This is a genomic window from Arsukibacterium indicum (genome assembly GCF_019100565.1).
GTDB lineage: Bacteria > Pseudomonadota > Gammaproteobacteria > Enterobacterales > Alteromonadaceae > Alishewanella > Alishewanella indicum.
This window is the reverse complement of record NZ_JAHRID010000002.1, coordinates 123,246-146,818: the sequence shown is the minus strand read 5'-3', so window position 1 is coordinate 146,818 and position 23,573 is coordinate 123,246. Positions and strand designations below refer to the sequence as shown.

The window sequence follows — 23,573 nt, the reverse complement described above, 5'->3', positions numbered from 1 at the left end:
GCCGGCAGACCGATGCTCAGTACAGGCAGCTGGCCGGCATTTGTGGTGTTTTACCTGGCACCCTGGTTTCTGCTGATTGACAGCATCAGTGGCGCGTTGCAACAAACGACTTTGGCGTTTCCCTGGTCGCTGATGTTTAAAGGTTTGCTGTTAACTCTGCTGGTCTGGCAGCTGATACTCTGGCGCAACAAAAGCCTGTTATTACTAACGGTCCTGCTGCTGTTGGGGCTAAGCGGGCCGGTATACAGCTATCTGACAATTCCGGCACTGAGCGAACATAGCGCAGCGCAGTTTGCCGGCTACGAAGTGCCATTACTGCTTAAAGCATTGGCGCCACTGCTGGCGTTCAGTTTTTTACTGCAATTTTGCCGCCGTTATCCCGACGCTTTTCTGGTGATGGCAGATCGGCTGATGCTGATTAGTTACAGTGTCATTATTCTTAACCTGACGCTCGGCCTGCTGGGTTTCGGTTACACTGCATATCAGCCAATGGATAACGTAGCTCAGCCATTTCTGGGTGTAAAAGGTTTTTTCTATTCCACTAATGAGCTGGCAGCAGTGTTATTGGTTGTCAGTGGCTGGCTGTTATGGCGAAGCTGGCCAGCACACAAAGTGTGCTATCTGTTAGTTAGCACGTTAACGATAGGCAGTGCCCTGTTACTGCTGACCAAAACCGGCTTGCTCGGCAGCTTACTGCTGGTTGCTGCGATACCACTATTGGCGGTACAACCCGGTTTTTACCGGCAGTATGCCAGGTCATTGGCTGCGTTTTTGCTGCTGGCATTGTGCGGAGTATTACTAGTTATATGGTACGCGGAGCCGCTGCTGCGTGCAGCGGGGTTATATGACAAGCTTGCGTATGCTTATCAACAGCGTGGCATTGCCGGCATTTTGCTTTCATCCCGCGACTTGTATTTAACTGTGGTCTGGCAGCAGACTGAACAGCATTACCAACTATTGCACAGAGTATTCGGAGTCGGGGTTGCCGGTGTCAGCGTATTGCTGAAAAAGTATTTTGTTGAAATTGATCTGGTTGATTTGCTGGTATTCTATGGTGTTGCGGGCGGGCTTATATTTTGCATGACGTTTGGCCGGTTTTGCTACAGTTGTTACGGCCGGTTAAACCGGCATCCATTGGCGTCAACGGTTTTATTTATTAACCTGTTGCTGTTGGGGGTGGCGATGCTGGCCGGGCATGTGATTACCTCAGGTATGCTTTGGTTGCCCTGGGCACTGCTAAATGCCGCCGTATTTAATACATATCTGCAACGTTCAGCTACAGGGCAGGACTCCGCGCTGATAAGGGGCACCGATGAAAGATCTGCTTGAACCCTTTTTATATCCACAGAATATTTTCCTGTATTGCCTATTGTTAGCCTGTATTTTTTATAGGAAAAAAGGCCTGTGGCTGCTTCTGCTGGGCTTTTATCTGGCTGGCAATACTTATTTTGCGAATATGGTGCGCAGCCATTATGCAGCACAGATTGGCGGCAGTAGTTTACCACAAAGCAACAGCACCTATATTGTGCTGGGGTGTGGTGGCTCGGCTGACGCGATGCCGGCATGCGCCCGGGCCAGACTGGATCGGCTTGGCGAGGTACTTGGTGGGCAGAGTGCGCCGGTTATTGTTACCACCCGCTACTGTCAGCCTTATCAGGAATATCTGTTAAGCCAGCAGCAACAGCCGTTGGTGCTTGATTGCTTTAATGCCGGAGACAACACTTATCAGGAATTCAGCAGTTTGAGTCAGCGGTTAAATCAACGGCAACGACTGCAATTTATTACCAGCGACTTTCATGGCTGGCGGGTAACTAAACTAATTGAGTATCATCAGCTGAATGCCGGGCTGAGTACCGTAAGCAGCCAGACTTTCCGGCCACTGAATTGCAGCTGGAACTGCATGCTCACGGTTAATCTTAGCAATTACGACTTATACAGCAAGCTGATTGCCGAATACGCCAGTTATCTGGTGTGGCGCGTTAGTGCAGAAACGGCTATCTGGCAGCCTTAATCATCATTTAACGCATTATTAATCATGGTTTGGGTTACCTGGGTAGGTGACACCGCATTGGAGTGAGGCCGCTGGCTGGTGTGACGCCTGAAACAGTAATGATAGAACGCCATCAGTGCTACCAGGGCGGGTAACAAACCAATAAAATAGAAAAACACGGCACTACCAAATTTATCCAGTAACACGCCTGATAACAATAAACCACCAATAGCGCCCAGACCATTTGCCCGGATCAGAACACTGCTGGCTGCCACCATTTGCTGCTTTGCCAGATGATCATTGGTATGCGCGATAGCCATCGAATAAAGGGGCAAGAACAGGGCACCAAACAGATAACATGCAAGATACAGCTGCCAGCCACTGGCTGCTGTCAGCTGTGCCAGCCATATCGCAATAATACTGGAACCAAAACCACACACTGTCATAATCAGTTTTCGATCGAAGCGATCGGATAGTTTACCTAATTGAAACTGCATACAAAGGCAGCCAAAGATAAATATCGCCATCAGGCTGGCAATATGCAGTAGCGACAAGCCCAGCCGGGAGAAATAAACCGGGCCAAAGCCAAACATTGAGGCATAGCCAAATTGCAGAATAAAACAGCCCAGTACGCCCAGTGGCACCATTTTCAGCAACTGACGCACCGGCATTTTTTCTGCCTGCTGAAACGTCGGGGCCGGCGTTTTGGTAATGAGCAGCGGAATAACAGCGGCGCTAATCAGCACTGACACTAAGGTAAACTGGATAAAATCGCGCGGGTCGCCGACGGTAATTAAAAATTGGCCCAAACCAATGCCACCAAACAACATCGAAACGTAAAGAGATAATAAGGTGCCACGGTTCTGATTGTTGGCTTTATCATTTACCCAGCTTTCGGCAATCACGAAAATGGCCGAGAAACAAAAACCTGATAGCAATCTCAATACAAACCAGGCATAAGTATTCACCCAGATAGCATGCAATAAAATACTGATAGACGCCATCGCTGCCAATGCAGCAAAGGCACGGATATGGCCGACCCTCATAATCATTTTTGGTGCCCGGATTGAGCCCAGTAAAAAGCCAATAAAATAGCCGGTCAGCATCAAACCAATACTGACGCTGGCAAAGCCTTCCAGTTCTGCGCGTAAAGAAAGCAGGGTGTTTTGCAGCCCGGTAGTCATACCAACAATGGCGACACCCAGAAACAGTGGCCAGCTTGAGCGAAAAATAGTTTTCAAAACAACCTCTTCCTGTGAAGGTTCTCAGGTAGTTTAACCTAAAGTAACGGTCATTGCTGCACTTGCCCGGCTAATTGACAAGGCCTGGCTACTACCTTAGGCTGGCTTAAAAGACAGAACTCGAGGTGTTTTTGAGCGGTCGACCCTTGCAAGCCTTACCCTGGCGAACCAGTTACGCTGGTAAAACCCGGCGATTTGGTATTGAAATAGAATTCAGTGGTCTGGAGCTGTCTGACGTAGCGCAGTTAGTTGCAGCTCAGCTTAAACTAAACTTGGCAGCAGCGGGCCGTTATCGTTACAAAATGAGCGGCGATAAAGCTGGCGACTGGCTGCTTGAGCTGGATTTTCAGCGTTTAACCAAAATGGGCGAACAGAGCTTTGATGCCGACTCGATAACAGATAATCTGCAGGAGTCGCTGGAGTCCTTGCTGGCTGCTGTAGCCAAAAAAGTGGTTCCACTGGAATTAGTGACGCCGCCATTGCCCTATGCCCGGCTGGATGAGGTGATTGATTTGATCGCGCTGTTACATCAGCACGGTGCCAAAGGCTCGTCTGAATCGCTGCAGTACGCGTTTGGACTGCAACTTAATCCGGAAATTCCGTCAGCAGACGCAACCACACTGCGGCAGATCATTCAGGCATTTGTGTGCCTGCAAGACTGGTTACGCCAGCGCGAGCATATTGATGTTGTCCGTAGCCTGACTTCGTATATTGAACCCTATCCAAAGGCATATCAGCAAAAAATTACCGATTCAGCGTATCAGCCGGCACTAAGTGAACTGATCGACGATTATCTTGAATTTAACCCGAGCCGTAACCGGGCTCTGGATTGTCTGCCGCTATTCCTGCATTTAGACCAAAAACGAGTCAGAGCCGTAACGGATGACAAGTTAATTAAAGCGCGGCCAGCTTTTCATTATCGTTTGCCCAGTTGTGAAATTCATCGCAAAGAGTGGGGGTTGCAGCATGCCTGGGATGGCTGGGCCGAGGTTGAGTTTCTGGCTGCAGATCATCAGCGGTTGGCCGATTGTATGGCTGCTTACCGGCAGCATCTGGCAAAACTGAATAGTACTACCGCGTCGTGGATAAGCAAGGTGGAGCAAACATGGCTAAGCCGGTAATTGCCATAACCGGACCAGAGCGCGGTGCTTTCGGACCGCGGTTTCTGGTGGCGCTGGCCTTGCGTTGGTATGGCGGGAAACCACTACAGATAAGACCGTCAGATAAGGTTGATGTTAAATTATTTGATGGTGTAGTAATAACGGGAGGCCATGATATTGATCCGGTGTTGTATGCCGCCAAGGCTGAAGTACACCCTAAATATGATCCGGCGCGTGATGAGCTGGAACTTGCGGTAATTAAAAAAGCAGAGGCTGAACGCTTGCCGCTGTTGGGCATTTGTCGCGGCGCCCAGTTGTTAAACGTCAGTCGGGGCGGCAGTCTATTTCAGCAACTGACAGAACAGCGCCGGCATACGTCACATCGCTGGACAATATTACCCCTGAAAACCTTGTGTCTGACAGAGCGGGGATCGGCTTTAAAACAAATTTTCCAGAGTGATAAAGCCCGGATTAACAGTCTACATAATCAGGCAATTAACAAGCTGGGTAACAATTTACAGATTGTTGGCCACGATTTGGACAACATCATCCAGGCAGTGGAAGACCCCAGCCAAGATTTTGTGCTGGGTGTTCAATGGCATCCGGAGTTTTTAATTTTTCTGCGCCGCCAGCGTCACTTATTTAAAGCAGTGGTCGAGCAGGCCCGTGCCCGGTTAGTAAAAGGCTAGTGCTTATTGTTGCGGCTGTTGCCAGCAAGCCAGCTTTTTAGCAAGAACAGCGCAAACAGCAGCGCACCACTGATTACGCCATATAAATGCGCCTCAATGGCCACGGTTGCACTGATTAGCTGGCCCAGTTCAGCGTCTGGCCCCTGATACTGCTCATAAGCAATTTTTGCCAGAATTCCAGCAGTAAGTAACACACCACCGGTTTTTCTGGTTTTAATATCCAGTAATGCGCCAAAGAACAATAAACCATGTAAAACACCTGATAAACCAACGTAACGTTGAACCTCAGGGTTCAGCCAGTAGAGCAGCAAGCTTATCAGTAATGAACTAACCAGTAGCTGCCACAGCAGTGACATCTGGCGCTGGTAACCGGCATGCAGCAACATGATGATCAGTAGACCGCCACCATTTAACAGCAAATGATATAAGTTTGAATGCAGCAAATGACCACTGAACAAGCGCCACAGTTCACCGTCTGCCAGCGCAAACCGCTGATATGCCAATAGCTGCTGTTGCGACTGGGGCAACATAAATAACAAAACCGCCAGCAGTAGTAAGCCGCAAAATGGGAGATAGGCCCGGTTAACTTTTAGAAAGGTCTGCATAACTGCCTTGTCTGATTCCGCCTGTTAAACAACAATCAAATATCGCAAAAAAAGTGCGATATCTAAGGTAAAAGTAGCGTTATCCCAAACTAATTTATCGGTAATATCAAGCGGTATTTTGGTTTGTGTTGATTGATAACGCTGAAGCCGCTTGATCTGGCTGACGCTTCTGGTTAGGGTGTAAAGCTGCATAAAGAGAGAGCGTGATATGAAGCTGTTTTATCTGTTGTTTATTAATATCAGCGTGTTGCTAAGCAGTCATGTGGCGGCCGTCAGTTCACCGCCAGCGCAGGAAATTCGTGAACCTGAGGCAGCTACCGGCTTAACTCATCAGCAACTTATCCGCAGCAAACAGGCTATGGTGGCTGCCGCGCACCCGCTTGCTGTACAAGCGGGACAGAAAATTCTGGCCAAAGGGGGCAGTGCGGTTGACGCTGCCATTGCAACCCAGTTAATGCTCGGGCTGGTAGAGCCACAAAGCTCAGGCATTGGTGGTGGGGCTTTTATATTGCACTGGCACAAAGCTGGCCAGCGTCTGACCAGTTTCGATGGTCGTGAAACTGCTCCGGCAGCCGTCGATGGTAACTTGTTTACCAGCAACGGCAAACCATTGGATTGGCGTGCAGCCTATGTCGGTGGCAAGTCAGTTGGTGTACCAGGGGTATTGAAAGCACTGGCCATGGCTCATCAACAATATGGGCGCTTGCCGTGGCCGGCATTATTCGATGATGCGATTACTGCTGCCGAGCAGGGTTTTGACGTAACGCCGCGGATGGCCAGGCATCTTGCCATGGGCTGGAATGAGGGGGTGAAAACCCTGGCGCCGGCTAAAGATTATTTTTATCCCGGTGGCCAGCCACTTACCGCCGGACAGACGATTACCAATCCGGATTATGCCAGGGTCCTCAGAGCTATCGCCAAAGAGGGCGTTATTGCTTTTTATCAGGGCAAAAATGCTGAAGAACTGGTAGCAAGGGTGCAAACTGCGGCCACTAACCCGGGAGCAATATCATTAGATGATTTAAAGCATTACCAGGCAGTCGAGCGCGAGGTTTTATGCCAACCCTACCGACAATACCAGATATGTGGCATGGCACCGCCAAGCTCTGGTGGCATCGCGGTACTACAGATCCTGGGTATCTTGTCGGCATTTGAACTGGACCAAGTGCAACCAGGATCTGCGCAGGCGGTACATTTACTTAGTCAGGCAGCAAGGTTAGCCTTTGCTGACAGAGAGCGGTATCTGGCAGATGCTGACTTTAGCCCGGTACCGGTAGCAGGGTTGCTTGAGCCGGCATATTTAGCCAGCAGGGCCAAATTGATTGATCCTGAAAAAAATTTGCAGACAGTGGCCGCAGGGCAACCGCAAGGTGCAGCACCGCTGGCTGATGCCACTGCACCAGAGTTTGAAAATACCAGCCATTTGTCAGTGGTGGATCAATATGGCAATGCGGTCAGCATGACGACCAGCATTGAGAATGTGTTTGGTTCCGGACTGATGGTCAACGGCTATTTACTGAATAACCAGCTTACCGACTTCAGTTTACGGGCAGAGGTTGACGGCAAACGGGTCGCCAACCGGGTTGAAGGCTCAAAGCGTCCACGTAGTTCAATGGCGCCAATGATGGTATTTGATCAGCACAACAATCTGAAGCTGCTGACTGGCTCGCCCGGCGGCAGCAGAATTATAAATTATGTTGCGCAGAATCTGGTTGCTGTGCTGGACTGGCAGTTAAATCTGGAGCAGGCGATAAATTTGCCGCGTTTTACCCATCGTAACGATTATCTTGCGCTGGAAGCCGGCACACCGCTGGCTGAACTGGCACCTGAACTGGAAGCGATGGGCTATAAGGTCCGGGTTCAGGATTTAAATTCTGGTATTCATGCAATTGAGGTTAAAGCGGATGCTCTGGAGGGGGTCGCTGATCCGCGGCGTGAAGGCACCGCTGCGGGTTTTTAACAGCCGGAATAATGACTGACCATAATAACAATTACCCAAATTGATGCATAAGTAAGAGACATACTATGACAGTAAGCATTAGCCAGAGTGCTGAAGGGGTACTGACCCTCAGCCTTAACCGGCCAGACAAGAAAAATGCGTTAAGTCTGGCAATGTACCGCCAGTTGACAGAGGCGCTGGCTACAGCAGAGCGTGATCCTGAGATTAAAGTCGTGGTGCTGCAGGGTTCGACGAGTTGTTTTTCCAGTGGCAATGATTTGCAGGACTTTCTGTCTGCCGGTGAACTGGATGCTAACCATCCTACTGTTGCCTTCTTGTATCAGCTTAACGCCTTTACTAAACCTATAGTGGCTGCGGTCGCTGGCCTGGCAATTGGTATTGGTACAACGGCACTGCTGCATTGTGACCTGGTGTATGCTGCGCCACAATGTCGCTTTCAGATGCCATTTAGTCAGTTGGGGCTGTGCCCTGAGGCGGCATCGAGTTTGTTGTTGCCGAATTTGATTGGCTATCAACGGGCTGCACAATACTTGTTGCTGGGCGAGTCTTTTGATACGGCGCAGGCGGTGGCGATGGGCCTGGTTAATCAACAGGTTGCCAGTGACCAGTTGCTCGGTTTTGTAGCAGCTAAAGCCGCTGAGCTGGCCAAACTGCCTGCTGACGCCGTGCAACACAGCAAAGCGTTATTACGAGGGAAAATGAAACGCAAGGCTGATAAAGCTATTGCTACTGAGCTGGCGGTTTTCGGTGAGTTGCTAAAAAGTGATGCATGTCAGCAACAATTACGGGACTTCTTTGCCAAAAAGTCACAGTGAGTAACAACCGTCAATAACGTTACGTCGTCAGAAGGTGGCGGTACTGCTGAAAGGGTCAGTTTTTACAGATGTGACCAGCCAGTTGCCACTTTTTTTTATCAGGCTGACGGTTCGCAGGTTATCTACCTGTTTGCCGTCATGCTCGCCACTGAACACCAGCGTCACATCGGCATCGTCATCATATTGCTGACGCAGGTTCTGGCCGCTGCGGTTTACTTCGATGGTGACGGTATCATAAGACATATTCATTAAGGTTCTGGCAACCTGACGGGGGGTGACGTAAGAATCCAGTAAAGCGGCAAATTCTTCGGTACAAAAGCTTTTGGCTTTTTCCAAATCTTTATCGTTATAAAGTGCATGAAAAAACTCGGTGGCGATGTGCTCAGGCGTGCCCCAATGTGCATTACTTTTAGGTTTTTCACCGCAGGCACTAAGCAGTAACAGGCTAAGTATTAATGTGTACACCAGTTTCATCTGCAACTGCCTTTTTAGTATAACCAGGAAAGCAGTGTGGAAGTTTTTTCAGCAACTGTAAAGTAAAAAAGGCCGCATATTGCGGCCTTTGTAATAGCAACATTAAGCTTAGGGTTGCAATTCCTGCTCGGTAAAAATATTTGCAAATAACGGGCTGGATAAGTAACGCTCTGCGGCACTTGCCAAGATAACGACAATGTTTTTGCCGGCATTTTCCGGTTTAGCTGCCTGGCGCTGGGCTGCCACTAATGCTGCGCCCGAGGAAATACCTGCCAGAATACCTTCTTCACGCATCAGGCGGTGAGTGGCGGCAATGGCGTCTTCACTGCTGACGGTTTCTACCTCATCTATCAACTCTAAATCCAGGTTGCCCGGAATAAAGCCGGCACCTATACCCTGAATTTTGTGTGGCCCCGGTTTTAACTCTTCACCTGCTTTAGCCTGGCTGATTACCGGCGATTCTACCGGTTCTACTGCAACGCTGTGAAGTGGCAGGTTTTTAACCTGCTTTAAATAGCGGCTTACCCCGGTAATAGTACCGCCGGTGCCGACACCGGCGATAAAAATATCAACTTTACCGTCGAGGTCATTAAAAATTTCCGGGCCTGTGGTATCTACGTGAATTTGCGGGTTTGCCGGGTTTTCAAACTGCTGCAACAACACATAGCGGTTTGGATCAGAAGCCAGAATTTCATGGGCTTTCTCAATTGCGCCTTTCATGCCTTTCGGACCTTCAGTTAATACCAGATTGGCACCCAGTGCTTTTAACAGCTTGCGGCGTTCAAGGCTCATGGTCGCTGGCATGGTCAGGGTTAATTTATAACCACGGCTGGCTGCGACAAACGCCAGCGCAATACCGGTATTGCCTGACGTAGGTTCGATAATTTCTTTCTCTGCTGTTAATACACCGCGCTTTTCGGCGTCCCAGATAAGGGCTGCACCCAGGCGGCATTTAACACTGAAGCTGGGGTTACGTGATTCAATTTTAGCGTAAACATTGGCACCACCGGTTACGGTGCGGTTTAATTTGACCAAAGGGGTACGGCCGATAGACAATGAGTGGTCTGCAAATACGTTTGCCATAAAAAGCTCCAATTACAAAGAATTTGGTTATAAGAATACGCCAGCAGCATAAAAGGTGAAGTAGCGTTTGGCTATAACTTATATCATTTCACTTTAGCATAGATTGTAGCCCGAAATTTAGCCTGAAGAGGATCAAGATGGCATTTGAAAGTACTGATAATTATATTGTATCTGGCGAACTGTCACTGGCAGTCAATGCTGCAGTAACCCTGGAGAAACCGCTGTTGATTAAAGGCGAACCGGGTACAGGTAAAACCCGATTGGCAGAAGAGCTGGCACAAAGTCTGAACACTGAACTTATTCAATGGCATATTAAATCTACCACTAAAGCGCAGCACGGTTTATATGAGTATGACGCGGTATCGCGGCTGCGCGACAGTCAGCTGGGCAGTGACAAGGTACAGGATATTAATAATTATATTCGTGCCGGCAAGCTATGGCAGGCCTTTACGGCTAAAAAACGCCCGGTGCTGCTGATAGATGAAATTGATAAAGCTGATATAGAGTTTCCAAACGATTTATTGCACGAACTGGATCAGATGGCATTTTATGTCCATGAAACCGGTGAGCAAATTCGTGCCACAGAGCGACCGATTGTTATTATTACTTCTAACAACGAAAAAGAGCTGCCAGATGCCTTTTTGCGCCGTTGCTTCTTTCATTACATTCGCTTTCCTGATGCCGATACATTGCGGGCGATTGTTGCGGTGCATTATCCCAATATTCAGCAGCAGTTATTAAGTACCGCGCTGGAAATATTCTTTGAACTGCGCGAACTGCCGGGTTTAAAGAAAAAGCCATCAACCTCTGAGCTGTTAGATTGGCTTAAATTACTATTGGCCGAAGATATCCCGGCCGAGGTGCTCACCGACAAACAGCAAAAAGGTGGCCTGATGCCAATGTTTGGCGCATTGCTTAAGAATGAGCAGGATGTGGCGCTGGTAGAAAAGCTGGCTTTTTTGGCAAAAAGACAAGGTCGTTAACTATGGTTGTAGCGTGTGCTCTGTTCGCCGGGATCGACTGCAATACTCCTTTTGGCTCATCGCAGCAACTCGCTCCGGCTGGCGCCTGCGCTCAGACACTCTGCGCCGACCAAAACGAGTTTCCAGTCTCACCCTGTTACTCGGGCAACTAAGATGCTAATTGATTTCTTTTTTACCCTACGCAAATACGGCTTAAAAACCAGTATTACCGAATTGCTTGATTTACTGAATGCATTAAAACAGCAGGTGGTTTTTGCCGACACCGAGGCGTTTTATCAGTTGTCACGGCTCTGCCTGGTAAAAGATGAAACTCAGTACGATAAATTCGACCGGGCATTTGCCGATTATTTTGAAGGTGTAGCACAAGTCGATATCGCTGCCAGCATACCGCCGGAATGGTTGGTACCTGAGATACTGCGCAAGCTAAGTGACGAAGAAAAGGCTAAGCTACAAGCCCTGGGTGGCCTGGATAAGTTATTGGAAACGCTGCATGAGCGCTTAAAAGAACAGCAAAAAAAACATGCGGGCGGTAATAAATGGATCGGCACTGGCGGCACCTCACCTTTTGGTGCTTATGGCTTTAACCCTGAGGGCGTGCGCATTGGCCAGCAAGGAAGTGGTGCGCGCCGGGCTGTAAAAGTATGGGATAAGCGTGAGTTTAAAGACTTAGACACTGACAGCGAGCTGAATAACCGCAGTATAAAACTGGCACTTAAGCAATTGCGCAAGTTCGCCCGCAGTGGTGCAGAAACCGAACTGGATTTACAGGGTACCATTCAGGCCACGTCAGAGCAGGGAGGCTGGCTGGACTTACGGTTTATCCGTGAGCGGCATAATGCGATAAAGTTATTAGTGTTTTTTGATGTCGGCGGCTCGATGGATGACCATATCGAGCAGTGCCAGAAACTGTTTGCCGCCGTTAAAACCGAGTTTAAGCATCTGGAGTTTTTTTATTTTCACAACTGCGTATATGAGGGTGTGTGGCGCGATAATAAACGTCGCTATACCGAACAGGTAAAGGTAGACGACATTATTCATACCTACGGCAGCGACTATAAGCTGATATTTGTCGGCGATGCGACTATGGGCCCTTACGAAATTGAATATCCGGGTGGTAGTGTTGAGCACTTTAACGAGTTACCGGGTAAAGTGTGGTTGCAGAGGCTACTCAGCCAGTACCCGAAAGCAGTCTGGCTGAACCCGCAACCAGAGCAGTGGTGGAGCCATTATTATTCTATTGATCTGATTTACCAGCTAATGGCAAAACGCATGTTTCCGCTTACTCTGGACGGCCTGGGAAATGCTATTAAAGCTTTGTTATAAAAACAGAAAATTAACCTATTCAGGATGGGTCGTATGACGTTACTCCCGCCAGCAAAAGCGGTGTTAAAACAAAAGCTATGGCTTTGGTTGCTCTGGCTGGCTTGCTTTTATGGGGTATGGCTGTTTTTAGTGGCTGGTATGGGGTATTGGCCAACTGCCTTAGCGCACTGGCCCATGGCTGTGGCAATGGCCGTTGGCAGCTATGCAGCTGGCTCTACGCCAATGGGTGGGGGGACGGTAGGTTTCCCGGTGTTAGTGCTGCTATTTGAGCTGCCGGCCAGCCTGGGCCGGGATTTCAGTTTTGCTATTCAGTCTATCGGCATGACCAGTGCCGCAATCTTTATTCTGGCAAGGCGTCAGCCATTAGCCTGGGCAACACTCAAAGGCGCGATGCTGGGCGCCTTGCTCGGCACGCCGCTGGGTATTTTCTTTATTGCCCCTTATATTCCTGAGCTGTGGATTAAACTGCTGTTTGCCATAGTCTGGGCCAGTTTTGGCTTACTGCATCTGTTTCGTTTAAATGAAATTGCCGGCCATACCGGCATGACCGATTTTGATGAGCGCTGGGATTTTAAACTGGGCTTGTGGATTGGCGTGCTGGCCGGAGCAACCGTAGCCGCTGTAACCGGCGTCGGTATTGATATGGTGTTGTATACCGCATTGGTGCTGCTATGCCGCGCCGATTTAAAAATCGCTATTCCCACCTCGGTGGTTATTATGGCCTTTACCTCGGTACTGGGTGTACTGGTTAAAACCGTTTCAGGTCAGGGCCTGGCGCCAGGCGTATTTGAAAACTGGCTGGCTGCGGCGCCGGTGGTGGCAATAGGCGCGCCGCTGGGGGTATTTATTGTTGCTAAAATTGGTCGAAAACCGACGCTGTTAGTCGTTGCGACGTTATGTGTCGGGCAGTTTATCTGGACCTTATACTCAGAGCAGCAGCGACTGGGGATGAGTGGAATGTTACTGGCTCTGCTGGCGGTGACTGCCTGTCTGGCAGGGTTTGAATTGCTGCGGCGTTGGGGGGCGGTGTTAGTCGGTGAGAAAGTAGCCAGGGCAGAAGCATCTATGCTGGCAAAAAATAACACCGCAAGTGCGCCCAAAGCGGGCTAGCTGACAGCTAAGGTTAATTGCGGTAATCTGAATTAAAAAACAGGAACATTGATGTTTAATTCCCTAACCCAGATCGGATTGCCTCTGGCGCTTATTCTTATCATGACCGGTGTTGGCATGAGCTTGCGACCGGCCGATTTCAGCCGGGTATTTGCAGCTCCCAAAGCCTTTATTGCCGGGGCTCTAGCCCAGTTACTTTTATTGCCGTTAGCCGCAGTAGCGGTTATTGCGTTGTTTTCATTACAGGCGGAACTGGCGATAGGTTTGTTTATTCTGGCGCTTTGTCCTGGCGGCACAACCTCTAACCTATACAGTTATCTGAGTAAGGCCGATGTTGGCTTGTCAGTATCGTTAACTGCAGTAGTGGGCTTTATTACCCCTTTTACCATACCGTTGTTAGCGGCCTGGGCCATTAATTATTATGGTGGCGCAGAATCCTCGCTAAAGCTGCCGTTGCTGCAAACCTGGCTTACTCTGATGATTGTTAGCGTGCTACCGGTTATAGCAGGTATGGTGTTACGGGCAAAATTCACGGCCTTTGCTAAAGCAGCTGAACCGGTGATCAGCAGGTTTGCTATTATTGTGCTGTTGCTTCTTATTGTTACTATTGCTGTTGATTTGGGCGATGATCTTGGCCGCTATATTGCCAAGGCAGGGCCCGCAGCACTGACATTAAATATTGTTACCATGCTGCTGGGTTACTACGCGGGTAAATGGCTGTTAAAGCAGGAACGTCAGGCCCGGACTATTTGTCTGGAAGTTGGCCTGCAAAATGGCACCCTGGCATTGTTAATTACCACGGGCATTTTGCAAAGCCCGGCGATGTCGATCGCGCCCAGCGTTTATAGCCTGCTGATGTTTGGCAGCGCCTCGCTATTTGCCGTATGGGCCCGGCGCAACGCCGTAACCTGACATTAGGCTCCGGCCTGCTGCAACGTTAGCGTTTTACAGCTCGAGGTACTGTGGCCAGCCCAGTAGCGGATTTGTTAGACCTTGCTTACCCTCAAATGCATCCAGCTTTTCAGGTGAGGCATCTTGTTTTGCCAACGCCTGGTAATCGCGGGCAAATTTAAGTGTCCGCACCAGTGCAGGTACAAAATGCTGCCCTAAATCGTGGCGAATTGCATCAGCGTTGGCTCCGGGTAATTCAGCCAGTGTTGCTTCCGTTTGCATTGTGAAAAAGGTTTCACTGAACCAGTGCGGTTGCAAAGTAATGGTGTGCAGACGCTTTTTTAAATCCTGCCGCACTTTGTCGCCGCCAGTCAGTGCCCGATAAAACACCACTTCTGCCAGCACTTCTTCCAGGCTGAAATGTTCAAATTCGTCAAAATGGCTGCGGACATAAAACTGTTGTTGCAGCAATTGCATCGACTGGCTGCGCCGATGCTCGGTTAATGCCTGCTGATAATGTTGCCAGCCAGACCAGTCTTCCGCATCAGGTGGGCTGGAAAGTAGCTGTAACAGTTGCTCGTCTACTTCACCATATAGTGATTTTGCGCCGCTTTTTCTGCTAACAGTACTAAGCATTGTCCAGCCTTTCTGAAAAGGTTTTACCAGGCCTTCGGGTGCCAGTAGCAGGTGTAATGCCCGCTGTGGATCGCTATCTGCCAGTTCCTGTAAGCCGAGGCTGACCACGCCAATCACATCGTGAGCCGCCTGTTCCAGCAAGTGCATTTTATATTTATTGTAAAACTTATCGGCGAACTTCAGGCTCATCAGCACGGCTTTACTTTTAATTTGCTGCAACTGGGCAGTACTCAATTGCTCTGTTGCCAGGGCTTTATTAATAACAACGCTTAAAAAAGGGCCGCTACTGCCATCCCGAACCATTAACTGCATGTTTTATCCTTTTACTGCGGGGTTAGTCGAGAAAGCTGAACATATCGTCCACTTCAGCAAATTCATCACTGGCCTGGTTTTTCTCTTTGGCCTGCATTACCAGCTCGGTGGCAAACTTATTAATAATGCCTTCCCAACCTGAGTTTTCATTGCGGATAAGGGCTTTAATGGCCTGTTCTACCTGAGGTGCCAGCTGGCGGATCAGTGCCAGTAAACTGCGTGGGTCATCAATACCCAGACCGTGGGCATCTTCGTTCATCTGTCGTTCGGTATAGCGAACGGCTTCTTCCAGATCTTCTTCTTCATCATGCAGCATATCGTGCAGGCCATCATCGTCAGAAACCGCTTCGCCACGGTACAACTCAATGAAAGGAATTGATAAGTAAAATAGCCCGGCCGGGTCTTCGGCAACGCACTCAAGAATTTCAGCTTGCTTTTCTTCGCTGTCCTGAGTTCGGATAAGATAGGTTAAAAAATCGAAGGTATGTTGCTGTAATTCATCAGCATTATTCTTAATTTTTTCTTCCCAGTACAGTGGTTGCTGACAAACAATATCGCGGATCCGTTCCGGGCTCATTAGCTCAGAAATAATAGACGGAAATGAAATGTCGTGCTGACTGTTCATCTGAGTAAGAGTAACGATATCTATATTTTCTATAACTTCAACCAGTTGCTCATCGCTCATAGTGTTGGCGATAAGCTCAAATTTCTTGCTGGCTTGCTTGGGCTCGATAACAGCAAGTTCTTTAATTTCGGCAACCGCGATTTCAATTAAATTTGTCATTCTGGTTTCTCTCTGTTAAAGCGAATTTCGTCATACTGGTTGTCGTAACCGGGTTCGTCTGAGTCTTCGTAATCATCATTGCTGAAGTCGTCGCTACGATAATCGTTATCGTCATAGCTGTCATTATCATCATTTTGCTGTTCATCATTGTCTGCTGCTATTTCGTTATGACCTGCTGTGTTGCTGTTATCGCCAAATTCCATTAAAAATAACACGGCGCAACTTTCAATCAGCAATGGTTCAGAATAAGCGCGTATCGCTTTAACCAGCTCAATATCGGCATTATTAAAGGCGGCAGACGTTTTGAAATCATCCCAGCTTGGCGCTGTGCCGGTACTAAGCCAATGTTGCCATTTCGCTTTTGCTGCCGGTACAAACTTAACCCTGCCATATAGCGCTACTGGCAGATACTCAGGCAGCGAGGCCAACAGTTCCGGGTCTTGCAACAATACGGCTTTCATTTTTGCAGTATATTGCTCCAGCGCTTTAGGTGTTTCCGGATCCAGATAGGATTCGATATTTTCTCTGGCATCAGTTTGCAGAGCGCGAATACGCGTTAAATTAAGTTTTGCAGCCATAGGAGGGGACGACCTTTTCCGGTTAAACAGTATGTGTTAAAACGTTTAATAAACCCTGACAATAATAGCAGATTACTTATTAGTACTGGTTAATAGTACTGGTCCCATAGCTCTTGCATGGCGGCGGCCGGGTCGGTAACGATAACGTTGTTAAAGTCTTTGATAAATGCCGATTTCTGCTTTGGATCAGCAAGCACGTCGTAGGCTTGTTTTACCCGCTGCAATTGAATAGCAGCCTGTTGTTTTTCATCATCAGTCAGCCCCAGCAGTTTGTCAGGGTGGTATCGGTTGGCCAGGCGTTTATAGGCCTTTTTTATATCTTCATCGCTGGCGTTGGTTTTAACGCCAAGCACACGAAAGTGGTTAATCATAGATTGTCCTGCAACAGGGTTATTAAAGCAGTATGGCCAGCTGGTAAGATGACAGCATAAGCAACAGCGGCTGGCCGGTAATAATAGCAGAAGGTAGCGGTGCGACCTAGCGCTTAGTTTTACTACAGATTGTTTAACGGAGCCCCTTATTTTGGCGTCGTATTATTCTGCGTAGGCTGGATAAACCAGCGTGGATCAATATTCAGTTGGAACAGCAGGGGTGAAAACTGTTTAAACTTCGCTGCATTTGTCGGGCACTGGATGTTTTTGGGGTACTGACTTTGCCAAGGATCGTTAACCAGATAAACCAGACTGCCGGCCACGGCAACACCTTCAATCGACGTATTATTCAGCTCTTCATAAGCCGGGCAGTTTTCACTGTTGCGGCCGGTATCGTTGTTGGTTGTGCTGGCTGGTGAAACCGTTGGCGCATAAAAACGGATATTCTGAACAAATGGCGCTTGTTGCTGGCTGATATCAATTATCCATAGATGATCGTCGTTACGGGCGGCGCCGACCAGATAACCCGGGTGGCGGCTATCAGGGTGAGCCAGATAGTCCAGTCCGTTAATCGGATGGTTGTTGGCATCGGGTACCGGTAACCGAAAACCACTGTCTTGTACGGCTAAGAAATCTTCATTACTCCAAAAGTCAGCAGTATAAGGCGTTACAAAAATCATCGGTGCGTTAGCCTGATTTTTCTCAAGCGCAAGATAGAGATTACCGGTGTTGTCAAACGCCAGGCCTTCAATTCCGTCATTGCTGAAACTGCCCACCTGTGCTTCAGCAGGAAACTGCACAGGCCTGACTGCAACAATTTCAGCCTGGCTCAGCGCTTTATCGGTTTTAATTTTCACCAACAATGTTGGGTAGGGCGTTGAGTTGGTTGCTGCATAGCGCTCAGCACAAGCCGGGCTTAACGTGAAGGCCGATGAGTCTTCGGTTACCGTTACTAACGTTGTATCGTCCTGGCGGTCCCAGGTTAATGATTCCCAGTCCGGGTAATCGGCCAACAGTTCGGCAAAGCAGCCATTTATCAGGTGGCTGGCAACGGTTATTTTTACCGGTGGCGCGTTCAGCTGACCGGTGTGGGGGTTAATTCTGAGCAATATATTGCGCATATTGACAGCGGCGCTGTTATCGCCCAGATGAATAAGCTCACCGTGGCGTAACGTTAAACCGGAGCTCTGTGGGTCGACCAGTGTCTGGCCGGCTTGATCAGTCAGCCATTTACCGGCCAGATGCAGCTCATCAGCAACGGCTGCAGAACTTTGGACTATTGCCAGTATTGTCAGGCAACCGGCTAAAACGTAGGGGGAAAAGTGCATCATGTCTGTCCTTGGCAAGGTGGTGTACATCGTCTGACTGCCTTGCCGCCGCAAGAAAGTAGTGGTTTGGTTAATTCAGGTGCTTATTGTGCCAGTTATTTACTGCAGCGCCTATATCCTGCAATATAAATTTAGCCATTTACAAGGTGTGCAGCAATAAAAAAAGGCCACCTAAAGGTGGCCTTGTTCAACGTTTATTGCTTAATAGCCCTGGGAGTGCACATCACGCACCGCCCGACCTGAAGGGTCGGTCATTTCGGCCATTTTGGCATCCCAGGCCAATGCTTCAGGGGTAGAGCAGGCGACTGATTTTCCGCCCGGTACACAGCTGATAGCGCCGGCATGCGGGAAATGCTCTTCAAAAATTACCCGATAGTAATATGCCTCTTTACTATCTGGCGTATTAACCGGGAAGCGGAAGCTGGCGGTTGCCATCTGCTGATCGCTGACTTCCTTGGCTGCATGAGCTTTTAAACTGTCAATCCAGTTATAACCAACCCCGTCTGAAAACTGCTCTTTCTGACGCCATAAGATTTCATCAGGCAACAATCCGTCAAAAGCCTGCCGCAGAATATGCTTCTCCATTTTGCCACCGCCGCACATTTTGGCCTGTGGGTTTAAGCGCATGGCGACATCCATAAACTCTTTGTCCAGGAACGGCACCCGGGCTTCAATCCCCCAGGCTGACATGGCTTTATTAGCACGGTTGCAATCAAACATATGTAAGCGGTCCAGCTTACGTAATGTTTCTTCATGAAACTCTTTGGCGTTCGGCGCCTTATGAAAATACAGGTAGCCGCCAAAAATCTCGTCTGAGCCTTCGCCGGATAACACCATTTTAATGCCCATGGCCTTTATTTTCCGTGCCATCAGGTACATTGGGGTAGAGGCACGAATTGTGGTGACATCATAGGTTTCCAGGAAGTAAATGACATCGCGCAGTGAATCGAGTGCTTCCTGCACGGTAAAGTGCACCGTATGATGCACAGTACCAATAGCATCGGCGACTTTCTGGGCTGCCACTAAATCGGGTGAGCCCGGCAAGCCGACTGCAAAGGAGTGCAGGCGGGGCCACCAGGCTTCAGACTGATCATCATCTTCTACCCGGCGTTTGGCATATTGCTGGGCAATAGCGGAAATCAGAGACGAATCCAAACCGCCTGATAACAGCACACCATAAGGTACGTCTGACATCAGATGGGTTTTTACGCTGTGCTCAAGCGCGGCTTTTAATTCCGCTTCGCTGGCCGGGTTGTCTTTAACCGCATCATAGCTTTGCCAGTCACGCTTATAATAGCTGCGCAGCTCACCTATTTTACTGTCGAAGTAGTGGCCTGGCGGAAACTCTTTAATTTGCTTACACACCGGTACCAGCGCTTTAAGCTCTGATGAGACATAGAGCTGACCGTTCTCGTCATAACCATAGTACAGCGGAATAATACCAATGTGGTCGCGGGCAATAAGATAACGGCTTTGCTCGGCATCATACAAAATAAAGGCAAACATACCGTGCAACTGATCAATAAAATCTGCGCCATGCTCTAAATATAGTGGCAGAATAACTTCACAATCTGACTTGGTTTTGAATGGGTAAGGCGTAGCAAGCTCTTTTTCGAGTTGCTTATGATTGTAGATCTCGCCATTCACTGCCAGAATGTGATTTCGATTATCATTAATAAGCGGTTGGGCGCCATTTTCAGTATCTACAATTGCCAGACGCTCATGCACCAGAATGGCATTATCGTCATTCCAAATACCTGACCAATCAGGACCGCGATGACGTAATAACTTAGATAACTGCAGCGCCTGCTGGCGCAACGCTTTAACATCAGTACTGATGTCAAGCACCCCAAATATCGAACACATGGTAACCTCTATTAATTAATTTCGAATAAACACATTTTGTTTGGCAGTATGTACGTCTAAACGTACCACCTGAATGTGCCATGCCAGTATAAAATTGCAAGCGCTTTTTCGCGCTTTAGCTAAGTAATTCGCGCTGAAAACGTTCAGTGCCAGCAACAGAAAATACAAGCTATGCAAAAAAATGACGTAAAAAACCGATTTACGCCGCCACCATGGTGGGACGCCGGATGTATTTCGGGTAATCCGATCTTTGCCGATCTGGAGCAGTTTTTTAATATTGGCAAGCTAAGCCCCGGGCCAGATATAGCCTGGCTTAATCAGTTTGCGCATACCTCAGAAGTAAAGTTTGTTGATAATGAAGCGCTAAGCGCAGACGGTCGCTATTACGAAGCGTATATTTATGCAACCGGGCAAGTACCCACCCGTAACGAAAACTGGCATGACTTTTTTGGCGGATTAATTTGGTGTTTATTTCCCCAGACAAAAAAATTGCTTAATCAGCTACATATGGAAGAGATATCCAAACACGGGGCAAAGCAGCGCAGTAAACTGCGCAATAAACTGACATTATTTGATGAGTGCGGGGTAGTTATCTGCCTGGAGCCAGCCATGCAGCAGCATGCAGAGATGCTGCGCACGCATCAGTGGCAGCAAACCTTTATTACACAGCGCAGCAACTGGTGGCAGGGGGTAAGGCCGGTTATTTTTGGCCATGCCATATACGAAATGGCCACAGCACCGTTTCTTGGTTTAACGGCCAAATGCCTGTTTTTAAGTGTGCCAGCAGGCTTTAGCCACTGGCCTTTAACAGATGCTTACAGTTTTATTGACCAAAAATTGCAGCAACAAATTGCTAACTGTCAGTTACTTCTTGATAATCAGCAACTGACCCCATTACCGTTATTAGGGGTACCCGGTTGGTGGGCTGAGAATCAGTATAATGATTTTTACCAGAATACAGCGTATTTCAGAGCATTTCGGCCCAGAAAAACAAGCAACGATTAGGAAGCTTAAATGATAGAAATAAAAGGGTTAGCTAAGGCGTTTGCTATCAGCAAAGGCAATAAATTATCGGATACCGAAAAGCAGGACGTGCGTTACAGCGAAAAAGCGTTTCATTCGGTAAGAGATGTCAGTTTTACCTGTGGTAATGGCGAAGTATTAGGTTTGCTGGGGCCAAATGGTGCCGGTAAAACTACCACACTTCGCATGTTATCTACCGCACTGAAACAAGACAGTGGCTCGGTATTTATTAACGATATTGATGTGCTGCAAAAACCGATTCAGGCCCGCAAGGAAATTGGTTTTTTATCGGCGGATACCGGTTTATACGGCAAGCTTACTGCTTTTGAAAATGTTGCTTATTTTGCCAGGCTGCATGGTATGAAAGAAGCCGAAATAAAAAGCCGGATAGATGAGCTGTTTACCCTGCTTGATATGCATAATTTTGCCAATCGGCGGGTAGATACGATGTCTACCGGCATGAAACAAAAAACGGCGATTGCCCGCGCCGTGGTGCATTCCCCTAAAGTGGTTATTCTGGACGAGCCTACTACCGGCCTCGACATTATGACAGTGCAAACGGTCCTTGATTTTATTAAATCGTTAAAAGCGCAAGGCACCCCGGTAATTTTCTCTACACATCATCTGGATGAGGTAGGGGCCTTATGTGACCGGGTTGTGGTTATAGACAAAGGCTTAAGCAGCTTTTCCGGCAGCCTGGCAGAGTTTAAACAGCTGACACCGGGCGGCGATCTACGTCAGGCGTTTTTAGCCGTTATTGCTAATCAGGTTCAGCAGGGAGCAGCATAATATGTGGCAGGTTTACTTTAAAGAATTAACAGAATTACTGCGCGATAAAAAAACCCTCATTTTCGTTATTTTATTGCCTATTCTTATTTTTCCTGTGTTGTTTGGCATCGTGGGGCTGGTTATGGCGACGACCACCAGTAAAGCGATGGAAGAGCAGCACCGTTATGTAATTATTAACGAACAGCAGGCACCGCAATTTGCTGAGGCGCTGTTTTACCATAAAAACTTTAAAAAAGTAGAGACAACATTAAGCTCTGAGCAAGAACTGGTTGCGGCTATCCGTAATGATGAGTTTGATGTAGCCTTGGTTATTCCTGCCGATTTTGCCAGCCGTAAAGCCTCAGTGCAGCAGACTGAGTGGCAGTTAATTTATAACCGCTCGTCGCAGCTTGACTTCATGTACAACTATTTCGATGAAATGCTGAAAACTTACACGGAAGAATTACAGCGCGACACCCTGAGCCAGCTCGGCGTTGACCCGGCTAACCTGACGGCAATACTCAAGCCGGTTGAGCTTACCCGGGTGAATACCGCCGAGCAGCGGGAAAACATTGGTGAGAGCATGGGCGCCATTCTGGCCTACGCTCTGGTGTTGTTGTGTTTAAGTGGTGCTATGTATCCGGCGGTGGACATGGGCGCGGGCGAAAAAGAGCGCGGCACGCTGGAAACCCTGTTAATTTGTCCTGTTAGCCGCACAGCAATTGTTCTTGGTAAGTTTTTAACAGTATTGACTACTGCCTTAATGACTGCCCTGATAACGGTAGTCAGTCTCGGTGTTTGGGGGGCAATAATCAGTGCCTTTGCTGATTTATCCAAGGTGTCGGAAGCGCTGGCCAGCATTACTGTGGTTGATTTAGTGCTGATGTTTTCGTTACTGCTACCTACGGCTGCAATTTTTGCCGCGTTGTTGCTGGCGATATCGATATATGCCCGTACCTTTAAAGAAGCACAAAATTATATGAGCCCGTTGACTATATTGGTTATTGTGCCACTGATGATAGCAATGGCGCCGGGTATGGAGCTGGATGTTACAACGGCTTTAATACCGCTGACTAATATTGCGCTGGCGATTAAAGAGTTGCTAAAAGGCACGGCAGACTATGGTTTACTGGCACTGATATTTGCCTCAACTACCGCTTTGGCGGGAGCACTGATTGCGTTTTGCGTGCACTGGTTCCAGCAGGAAAAAGTGCTGTTCCGTTAAGCAAATTTTATAGAATGGTATTGATAACAATTCGCAGTTAGATTAATATGGCGCTGTCTTGATAGAAAAAGGGCAGCGTCATGTTCGTATGTTTATGCAAAGCAGTGTCAGATAAAGCCATTAAGCAAAACATTGCCAGTGGTGCCTGTACTATGCGTGATCTGAAAACGAATCTTGGCGTCGGCAGTCAGTGTGGGAAATGTGTATCTCAGGCCAGTGCTATTTTACACAACGAGCTGGTTAAACAAGCCCGTGACATCGACGAGTTGGCCAAGCCTGCTGCCTGAACACTCTTTTGTTGCCTGATCATTATCCTTCAGCCCCGGACAATTAAATCTGCGCTTTTTATTCGGTTTTGTTCTGTTTTGTTACCAATAACGCCATAATACTTACTTAACGATAGACCACGCTTAGTTAT

The 23,573-nt window shown here is 48.3% G+C and carries 24 protein-coding genes; 14 read left to right on the top strand and 10 right to left on the bottom strand.

Translation table 11 applies throughout. The features are described 5' to 3' along the window. The first annotated feature begins 12 nt into the window (after positions 1-12). Together KQY15_RS05230 and KQY15_RS05225 are read left to right on the top strand one after the other, a co-directional pair. On the top strand, positions 13-1,329 hold the full coding sequence (locus KQY15_RS05230; RefSeq protein WP_217667927.1) for an O-antigen ligase family protein: 1,317 nt from the start codon (positions 13-15) through the stop codon (positions 1,327-1,329). After that, positions 1,313-2,011 carry a YdcF family protein gene (locus KQY15_RS05225; RefSeq protein ID WP_217667925.1) on the top strand — a complete coding sequence of 233 codons (699 nt, stop codon included), beginning with the start codon at positions 1,313-1,315 and terminating at the stop codon, positions 2,009-2,011. The genes KQY15_RS05230 and KQY15_RS05225 overlap by 17 nt, the downstream gene beginning before the upstream one ends. On the opposite strand, the gene KQY15_RS05220 is transcribed toward KQY15_RS05225, so the two are convergent. After that, entirely contained in the window at positions 2,008-3,231 is a 1,224-nt protein-coding gene (locus tag KQY15_RS05220; RefSeq protein WP_217667923.1) for an MFS transporter, read from the bottom strand. The genes KQY15_RS05225 and KQY15_RS05220 overlap by 4 nt on opposite strands. Positions 3,232-3,362: 131 nt before the next feature. On the opposite strand from KQY15_RS05220, the gene KQY15_RS05215 reads away from it, so the two are divergent. Together KQY15_RS05215 and KQY15_RS05210 are read left to right on the top strand one after the other, a co-directional pair. Then, positions 3,363-4,352 carry an amidoligase family protein gene (locus KQY15_RS05215; RefSeq protein ID WP_217667921.1) on the top strand — a complete coding sequence of 330 codons (990 nt, stop codon included), beginning with the start codon at positions 3,363-3,365 and terminating at the stop codon, positions 4,350-4,352. Then, positions 4,337-5,020 carry a gamma-glutamyl-gamma-aminobutyrate hydrolase family protein gene (locus KQY15_RS05210; RefSeq protein WP_217667919.1) on the top strand — a complete coding sequence of 228 codons (684 nt, stop codon included), beginning with the start codon at positions 4,337-4,339 and terminating at the stop codon, positions 5,018-5,020. Before KQY15_RS05215 ends, KQY15_RS05210 begins: the two co-directional genes overlap by 16 nt. On the opposite strand, the gene rrtA is transcribed toward KQY15_RS05210, so the two are convergent. Continuing rightward, positions 5,017-5,625, bottom strand: coding sequence for a rhombosortase (gene rrtA, locus KQY15_RS05205; protein ID WP_217667917.1), 609 nt, complete (start codon positions 5,623-5,625; stop codon positions 5,017-5,019). The two genes, KQY15_RS05210 and rrtA, sit on opposite strands and share 4 nt — an antisense overlap. A 208-nt stretch (positions 5,626-5,833) precedes the next feature. Here rrtA and ggt point away from each other — a divergent pair, with 208 nt between their 5' ends. Then, entirely contained in the window at positions 5,834-7,585 is a 1,752-nt protein-coding gene (gene ggt / locus KQY15_RS05200; protein WP_217667915.1) for a gamma-glutamyltransferase, read from the top strand. A gap of 65 nt (positions 7,586-7,650) precedes the next feature. After that, positions 7,651-8,400, top strand: a complete 750-nt coding sequence (locus tag KQY15_RS05195; protein WP_217667913.1) for an enoyl-CoA hydratase-related protein — start codon at positions 7,651-7,653, stop codon at positions 8,398-8,400. A gap of 27 nt (positions 8,401-8,427) precedes the next feature. On the opposite strand, the gene KQY15_RS05190 is transcribed toward KQY15_RS05195, so the two are convergent. Both KQY15_RS05190 and cysK read right to left on the bottom strand, forming a co-directional pair. Beyond that, positions 8,428-8,874 carry a hypothetical protein gene (locus KQY15_RS05190; protein WP_217667911.1) on the bottom strand — a complete coding sequence of 149 codons (447 nt, stop codon included), beginning with the start codon at positions 8,872-8,874 and terminating at the stop codon, positions 8,428-8,430. Positions 8,875-8,982: 108 nt separating this feature from the next. Beyond that, a complete protein-coding gene (cysK, locus tag KQY15_RS05185) occupies positions 8,983-9,957 on the bottom strand; it encodes a cysteine synthase A (RefSeq protein ID WP_217667909.1) in 975 nt (324 codons plus the stop codon). A gap of 137 nt (positions 9,958-10,094) precedes the next feature. Between cysK and KQY15_RS05180 the strand changes: the two genes are divergently transcribed. The 4 genes from KQY15_RS05180 (at position 10,095) to KQY15_RS05165 (ending at position 14,285) form a co-directional block, all read left to right on the top strand. Beyond that, positions 10,095-10,940: an AAA family ATPase gene (locus KQY15_RS05180; RefSeq protein WP_217667907.1), complete on the top strand. Its 846-nt coding sequence runs from the start codon at positions 10,095-10,097 to the stop codon at positions 10,938-10,940. A 153-nt stretch (positions 10,941-11,093) separates the two neighbouring features. Continuing rightward, a complete protein-coding gene (locus KQY15_RS05175; protein ID WP_217667905.1) occupies positions 11,094-12,263 on the top strand; it encodes a vWA domain-containing protein in 1,170 nt (389 codons plus the stop codon). Positions 12,264-12,296: 33 nt separating this feature from the next. Continuing rightward, complete coding sequence (locus KQY15_RS05170; protein WP_217667903.1) at positions 12,297-13,373, top strand: sulfite exporter TauE/SafE family protein; 1,077 nt, start codon at positions 12,297-12,299, stop codon at positions 13,371-13,373. Between the two features lie 51 nt (positions 13,374-13,424). Beyond that, positions 13,425-14,285, top strand: coding sequence for a bile acid:sodium symporter family protein (locus tag KQY15_RS05165; RefSeq protein WP_217667901.1), 861 nt, complete (start codon positions 13,425-13,427; stop codon positions 14,283-14,285). 33 nt (positions 14,286-14,318) lie between these two features. On the opposite strand, the gene atcC is transcribed toward KQY15_RS05165, so the two are convergent. From atcC to asnB, 6 genes are all read right to left on the bottom strand, one after another. Continuing rightward, positions 14,319-15,212 (bottom strand): cold adaptation protein AtcC, encoded by an 894-nt coding sequence (gene atcC / locus KQY15_RS05160; protein ID WP_217667899.1) that lies wholly within the window; start codon positions 15,210-15,212, stop codon positions 14,319-14,321. 22 nt (positions 15,213-15,234) lie between these two features. Beyond that, positions 15,235-15,996 (bottom strand): cold adaptation protein AtcB, encoded by a 762-nt coding sequence (gene atcB, locus KQY15_RS05155; RefSeq protein ID WP_217667897.1) that lies wholly within the window; start codon positions 15,994-15,996, stop codon positions 15,235-15,237. Then, positions 15,993-16,574, bottom strand: coding sequence for a cold adaptation protein AtcA (gene atcA, locus KQY15_RS05150; protein WP_217667895.1), 582 nt, complete (start codon positions 16,572-16,574; stop codon positions 15,993-15,995). Before atcA ends, atcB begins: the two co-directional genes overlap by 4 nt. Positions 16,575-16,663: 89 nt before the next feature. Next, on the bottom strand, positions 16,664-16,945 hold the full coding sequence (gene atcJ / locus KQY15_RS05145; RefSeq protein ID WP_217667893.1) for a cold adaptation protein ActJcold adaptation protein ActJ: 282 nt from the start codon (positions 16,943-16,945) through the stop codon (positions 16,664-16,666). Between the two features lie 146 nt (positions 16,946-17,091). Continuing rightward, positions 17,092-18,276, bottom strand: a complete 1,185-nt coding sequence (locus tag KQY15_RS05140) for a hypothetical protein (RefSeq protein ID WP_254795447.1) — start codon at positions 18,274-18,276, stop codon at positions 17,092-17,094. Between the two features lie 198 nt (positions 18,277-18,474). Beyond that, positions 18,475-20,139, bottom strand: coding sequence for an asparagine synthase B (gene asnB / locus KQY15_RS05135; RefSeq protein WP_217667891.1), 1,665 nt, complete (start codon positions 20,137-20,139; stop codon positions 18,475-18,477). A gap of 171 nt (positions 20,140-20,310) precedes the next feature. Here asnB and KQY15_RS05130 point away from each other — a divergent pair, with 171 nt between their 5' ends. The 4 genes from KQY15_RS05130 to KQY15_RS05115 all read left to right on the top strand — a co-directional run bounded on the left by KQY15_RS05130 (position 20,311) and on the right by KQY15_RS05115 (position 23,442). After that, on the top strand, positions 20,311-21,144 hold the full coding sequence (locus KQY15_RS05130) for a DUF3025 domain-containing protein (RefSeq protein ID WP_217667889.1): 834 nt from the start codon (positions 20,311-20,313) through the stop codon (positions 21,142-21,144). A 9-nt stretch (positions 21,145-21,153) separates the two neighbouring features. Beyond that, on the top strand, positions 21,154-21,951 hold the full coding sequence (locus KQY15_RS05125) for an ABC transporter ATP-binding protein (protein ID WP_217667887.1): 798 nt from the start codon (positions 21,154-21,156) through the stop codon (positions 21,949-21,951). A gap of 1 nt (position 21,952) precedes the next feature. Then, positions 21,953-23,155 (top strand): ABC transporter permease, encoded by a 1,203-nt coding sequence (locus KQY15_RS05120; RefSeq protein ID WP_217667885.1) that lies wholly within the window; start codon positions 21,953-21,955, stop codon positions 23,153-23,155. An 80-nt stretch (positions 23,156-23,235) separates the two neighbouring features. Further along, the gene (locus tag KQY15_RS05115; protein WP_217667883.1) at positions 23,236-23,442 is read left to right on the top strand and encodes a bacterioferritin-associated ferredoxin; all 207 of its coding nucleotides are present in this window, start codon (positions 23,236-23,238) and stop codon (positions 23,440-23,442) included. The last annotated feature ends 131 nt before the right edge of the window (positions 23,443-23,573 follow it).

Coding starts and splice junctions, on each gene's coding strand:
- KQY15_RS05170 (WP_217667903.1), top strand. CDS start 12,297: ATGACGTTACTCCCGCCAGCAAAAGCGGTGTTAAAACAAAAGCTATGG.
- KQY15_RS05180 (WP_217667907.1), top strand. CDS start 10,095: ATGGCATTTGAAAGTACTGATAATTATATTGTATCTGGCGAACTGTCA.
- KQY15_RS05210 (WP_217667919.1), top strand. CDS start 4,337: ATGGCTAAGCCGGTAATTGCCATAACCGGACCAGAGCGCGGTGCTTTC.
- atcA (WP_217667895.1), bottom strand. CDS start 16,574: ATGGCTGCAAAACTTAATTTAACGCGTATTCGCGCTCTGCAAACTGAT.
- KQY15_RS05140 (WP_254795447.1), bottom strand. CDS start 18,276: ATGATGCACTTTTCCCCCTACGTTTTAGCCGGTTGCCTGACAATACTG.
- KQY15_RS05195 (WP_217667913.1), top strand. CDS start 7,651: ATGACAGTAAGCATTAGCCAGAGTGCTGAAGGGGTACTGACCCTCAGC.
- asnB (WP_217667891.1), bottom strand. CDS start 20,139: ATGTGTTCGATATTTGGGGTGCTTGACATCAGTACTGATGTTAAAGCG.
- atcJ (WP_217667893.1), bottom strand. CDS start 16,945: ATGATTAACCACTTTCGTGTGCTTGGCGTTAAAACCAACGCCAGCGAT.
- rrtA (WP_217667917.1), bottom strand. CDS start 5,625: ATGCAGACCTTTCTAAAAGTTAACCGGGCCTATCTCCCATTTTGCGGC.
- KQY15_RS05225 (WP_217667925.1), top strand. CDS start 1,313: ATGAAAGATCTGCTTGAACCCTTTTTATATCCACAGAATATTTTCCTG.
- KQY15_RS05175 (WP_217667905.1), top strand. CDS start 11,094: ATGCTAATTGATTTCTTTTTTACCCTACGCAAATACGGCTTAAAAACC.
- KQY15_RS05125 (WP_217667887.1), top strand. CDS start 21,154: ATGATAGAAATAAAAGGGTTAGCTAAGGCGTTTGCTATCAGCAAAGGC.
- cysK (WP_217667909.1), bottom strand. CDS start 9,957: ATGGCAAACGTATTTGCAGACCACTCATTGTCTATCGGCCGTACCCCT.
- KQY15_RS05130 (WP_217667889.1), top strand. CDS start 20,311: ATGCAAAAAAATGACGTAAAAAACCGATTTACGCCGCCACCATGGTGG.
- KQY15_RS05230 (WP_217667927.1), top strand. CDS start 13: ATGCTCAGTACAGGCAGCTGGCCGGCATTTGTGGTGTTTTACCTGGCA.
- KQY15_RS05115 (WP_217667883.1), top strand. CDS start 23,236: ATGTTCGTATGTTTATGCAAAGCAGTGTCAGATAAAGCCATTAAGCAA.
- ggt (WP_217667915.1), top strand. CDS start 5,834: ATGAAGCTGTTTTATCTGTTGTTTATTAATATCAGCGTGTTGCTAAGC.
- atcC (WP_217667899.1), bottom strand. CDS start 15,212: ATGCAGTTAATGGTTCGGGATGGCAGTAGCGGCCCTTTTTTAAGCGTT.
- KQY15_RS05190 (WP_217667911.1), bottom strand. CDS start 8,874: ATGAAACTGGTGTACACATTAATACTTAGCCTGTTACTGCTTAGTGCC.
- KQY15_RS05165 (WP_217667901.1), top strand. CDS start 13,425: ATGTTTAATTCCCTAACCCAGATCGGATTGCCTCTGGCGCTTATTCTT.
- KQY15_RS05120 (WP_217667885.1), top strand. CDS start 21,953: ATGTGGCAGGTTTACTTTAAAGAATTAACAGAATTACTGCGCGATAAA.
- atcB (WP_217667897.1), bottom strand. CDS start 15,996: ATGACAAATTTAATTGAAATCGCGGTTGCCGAAATTAAAGAACTTGCT.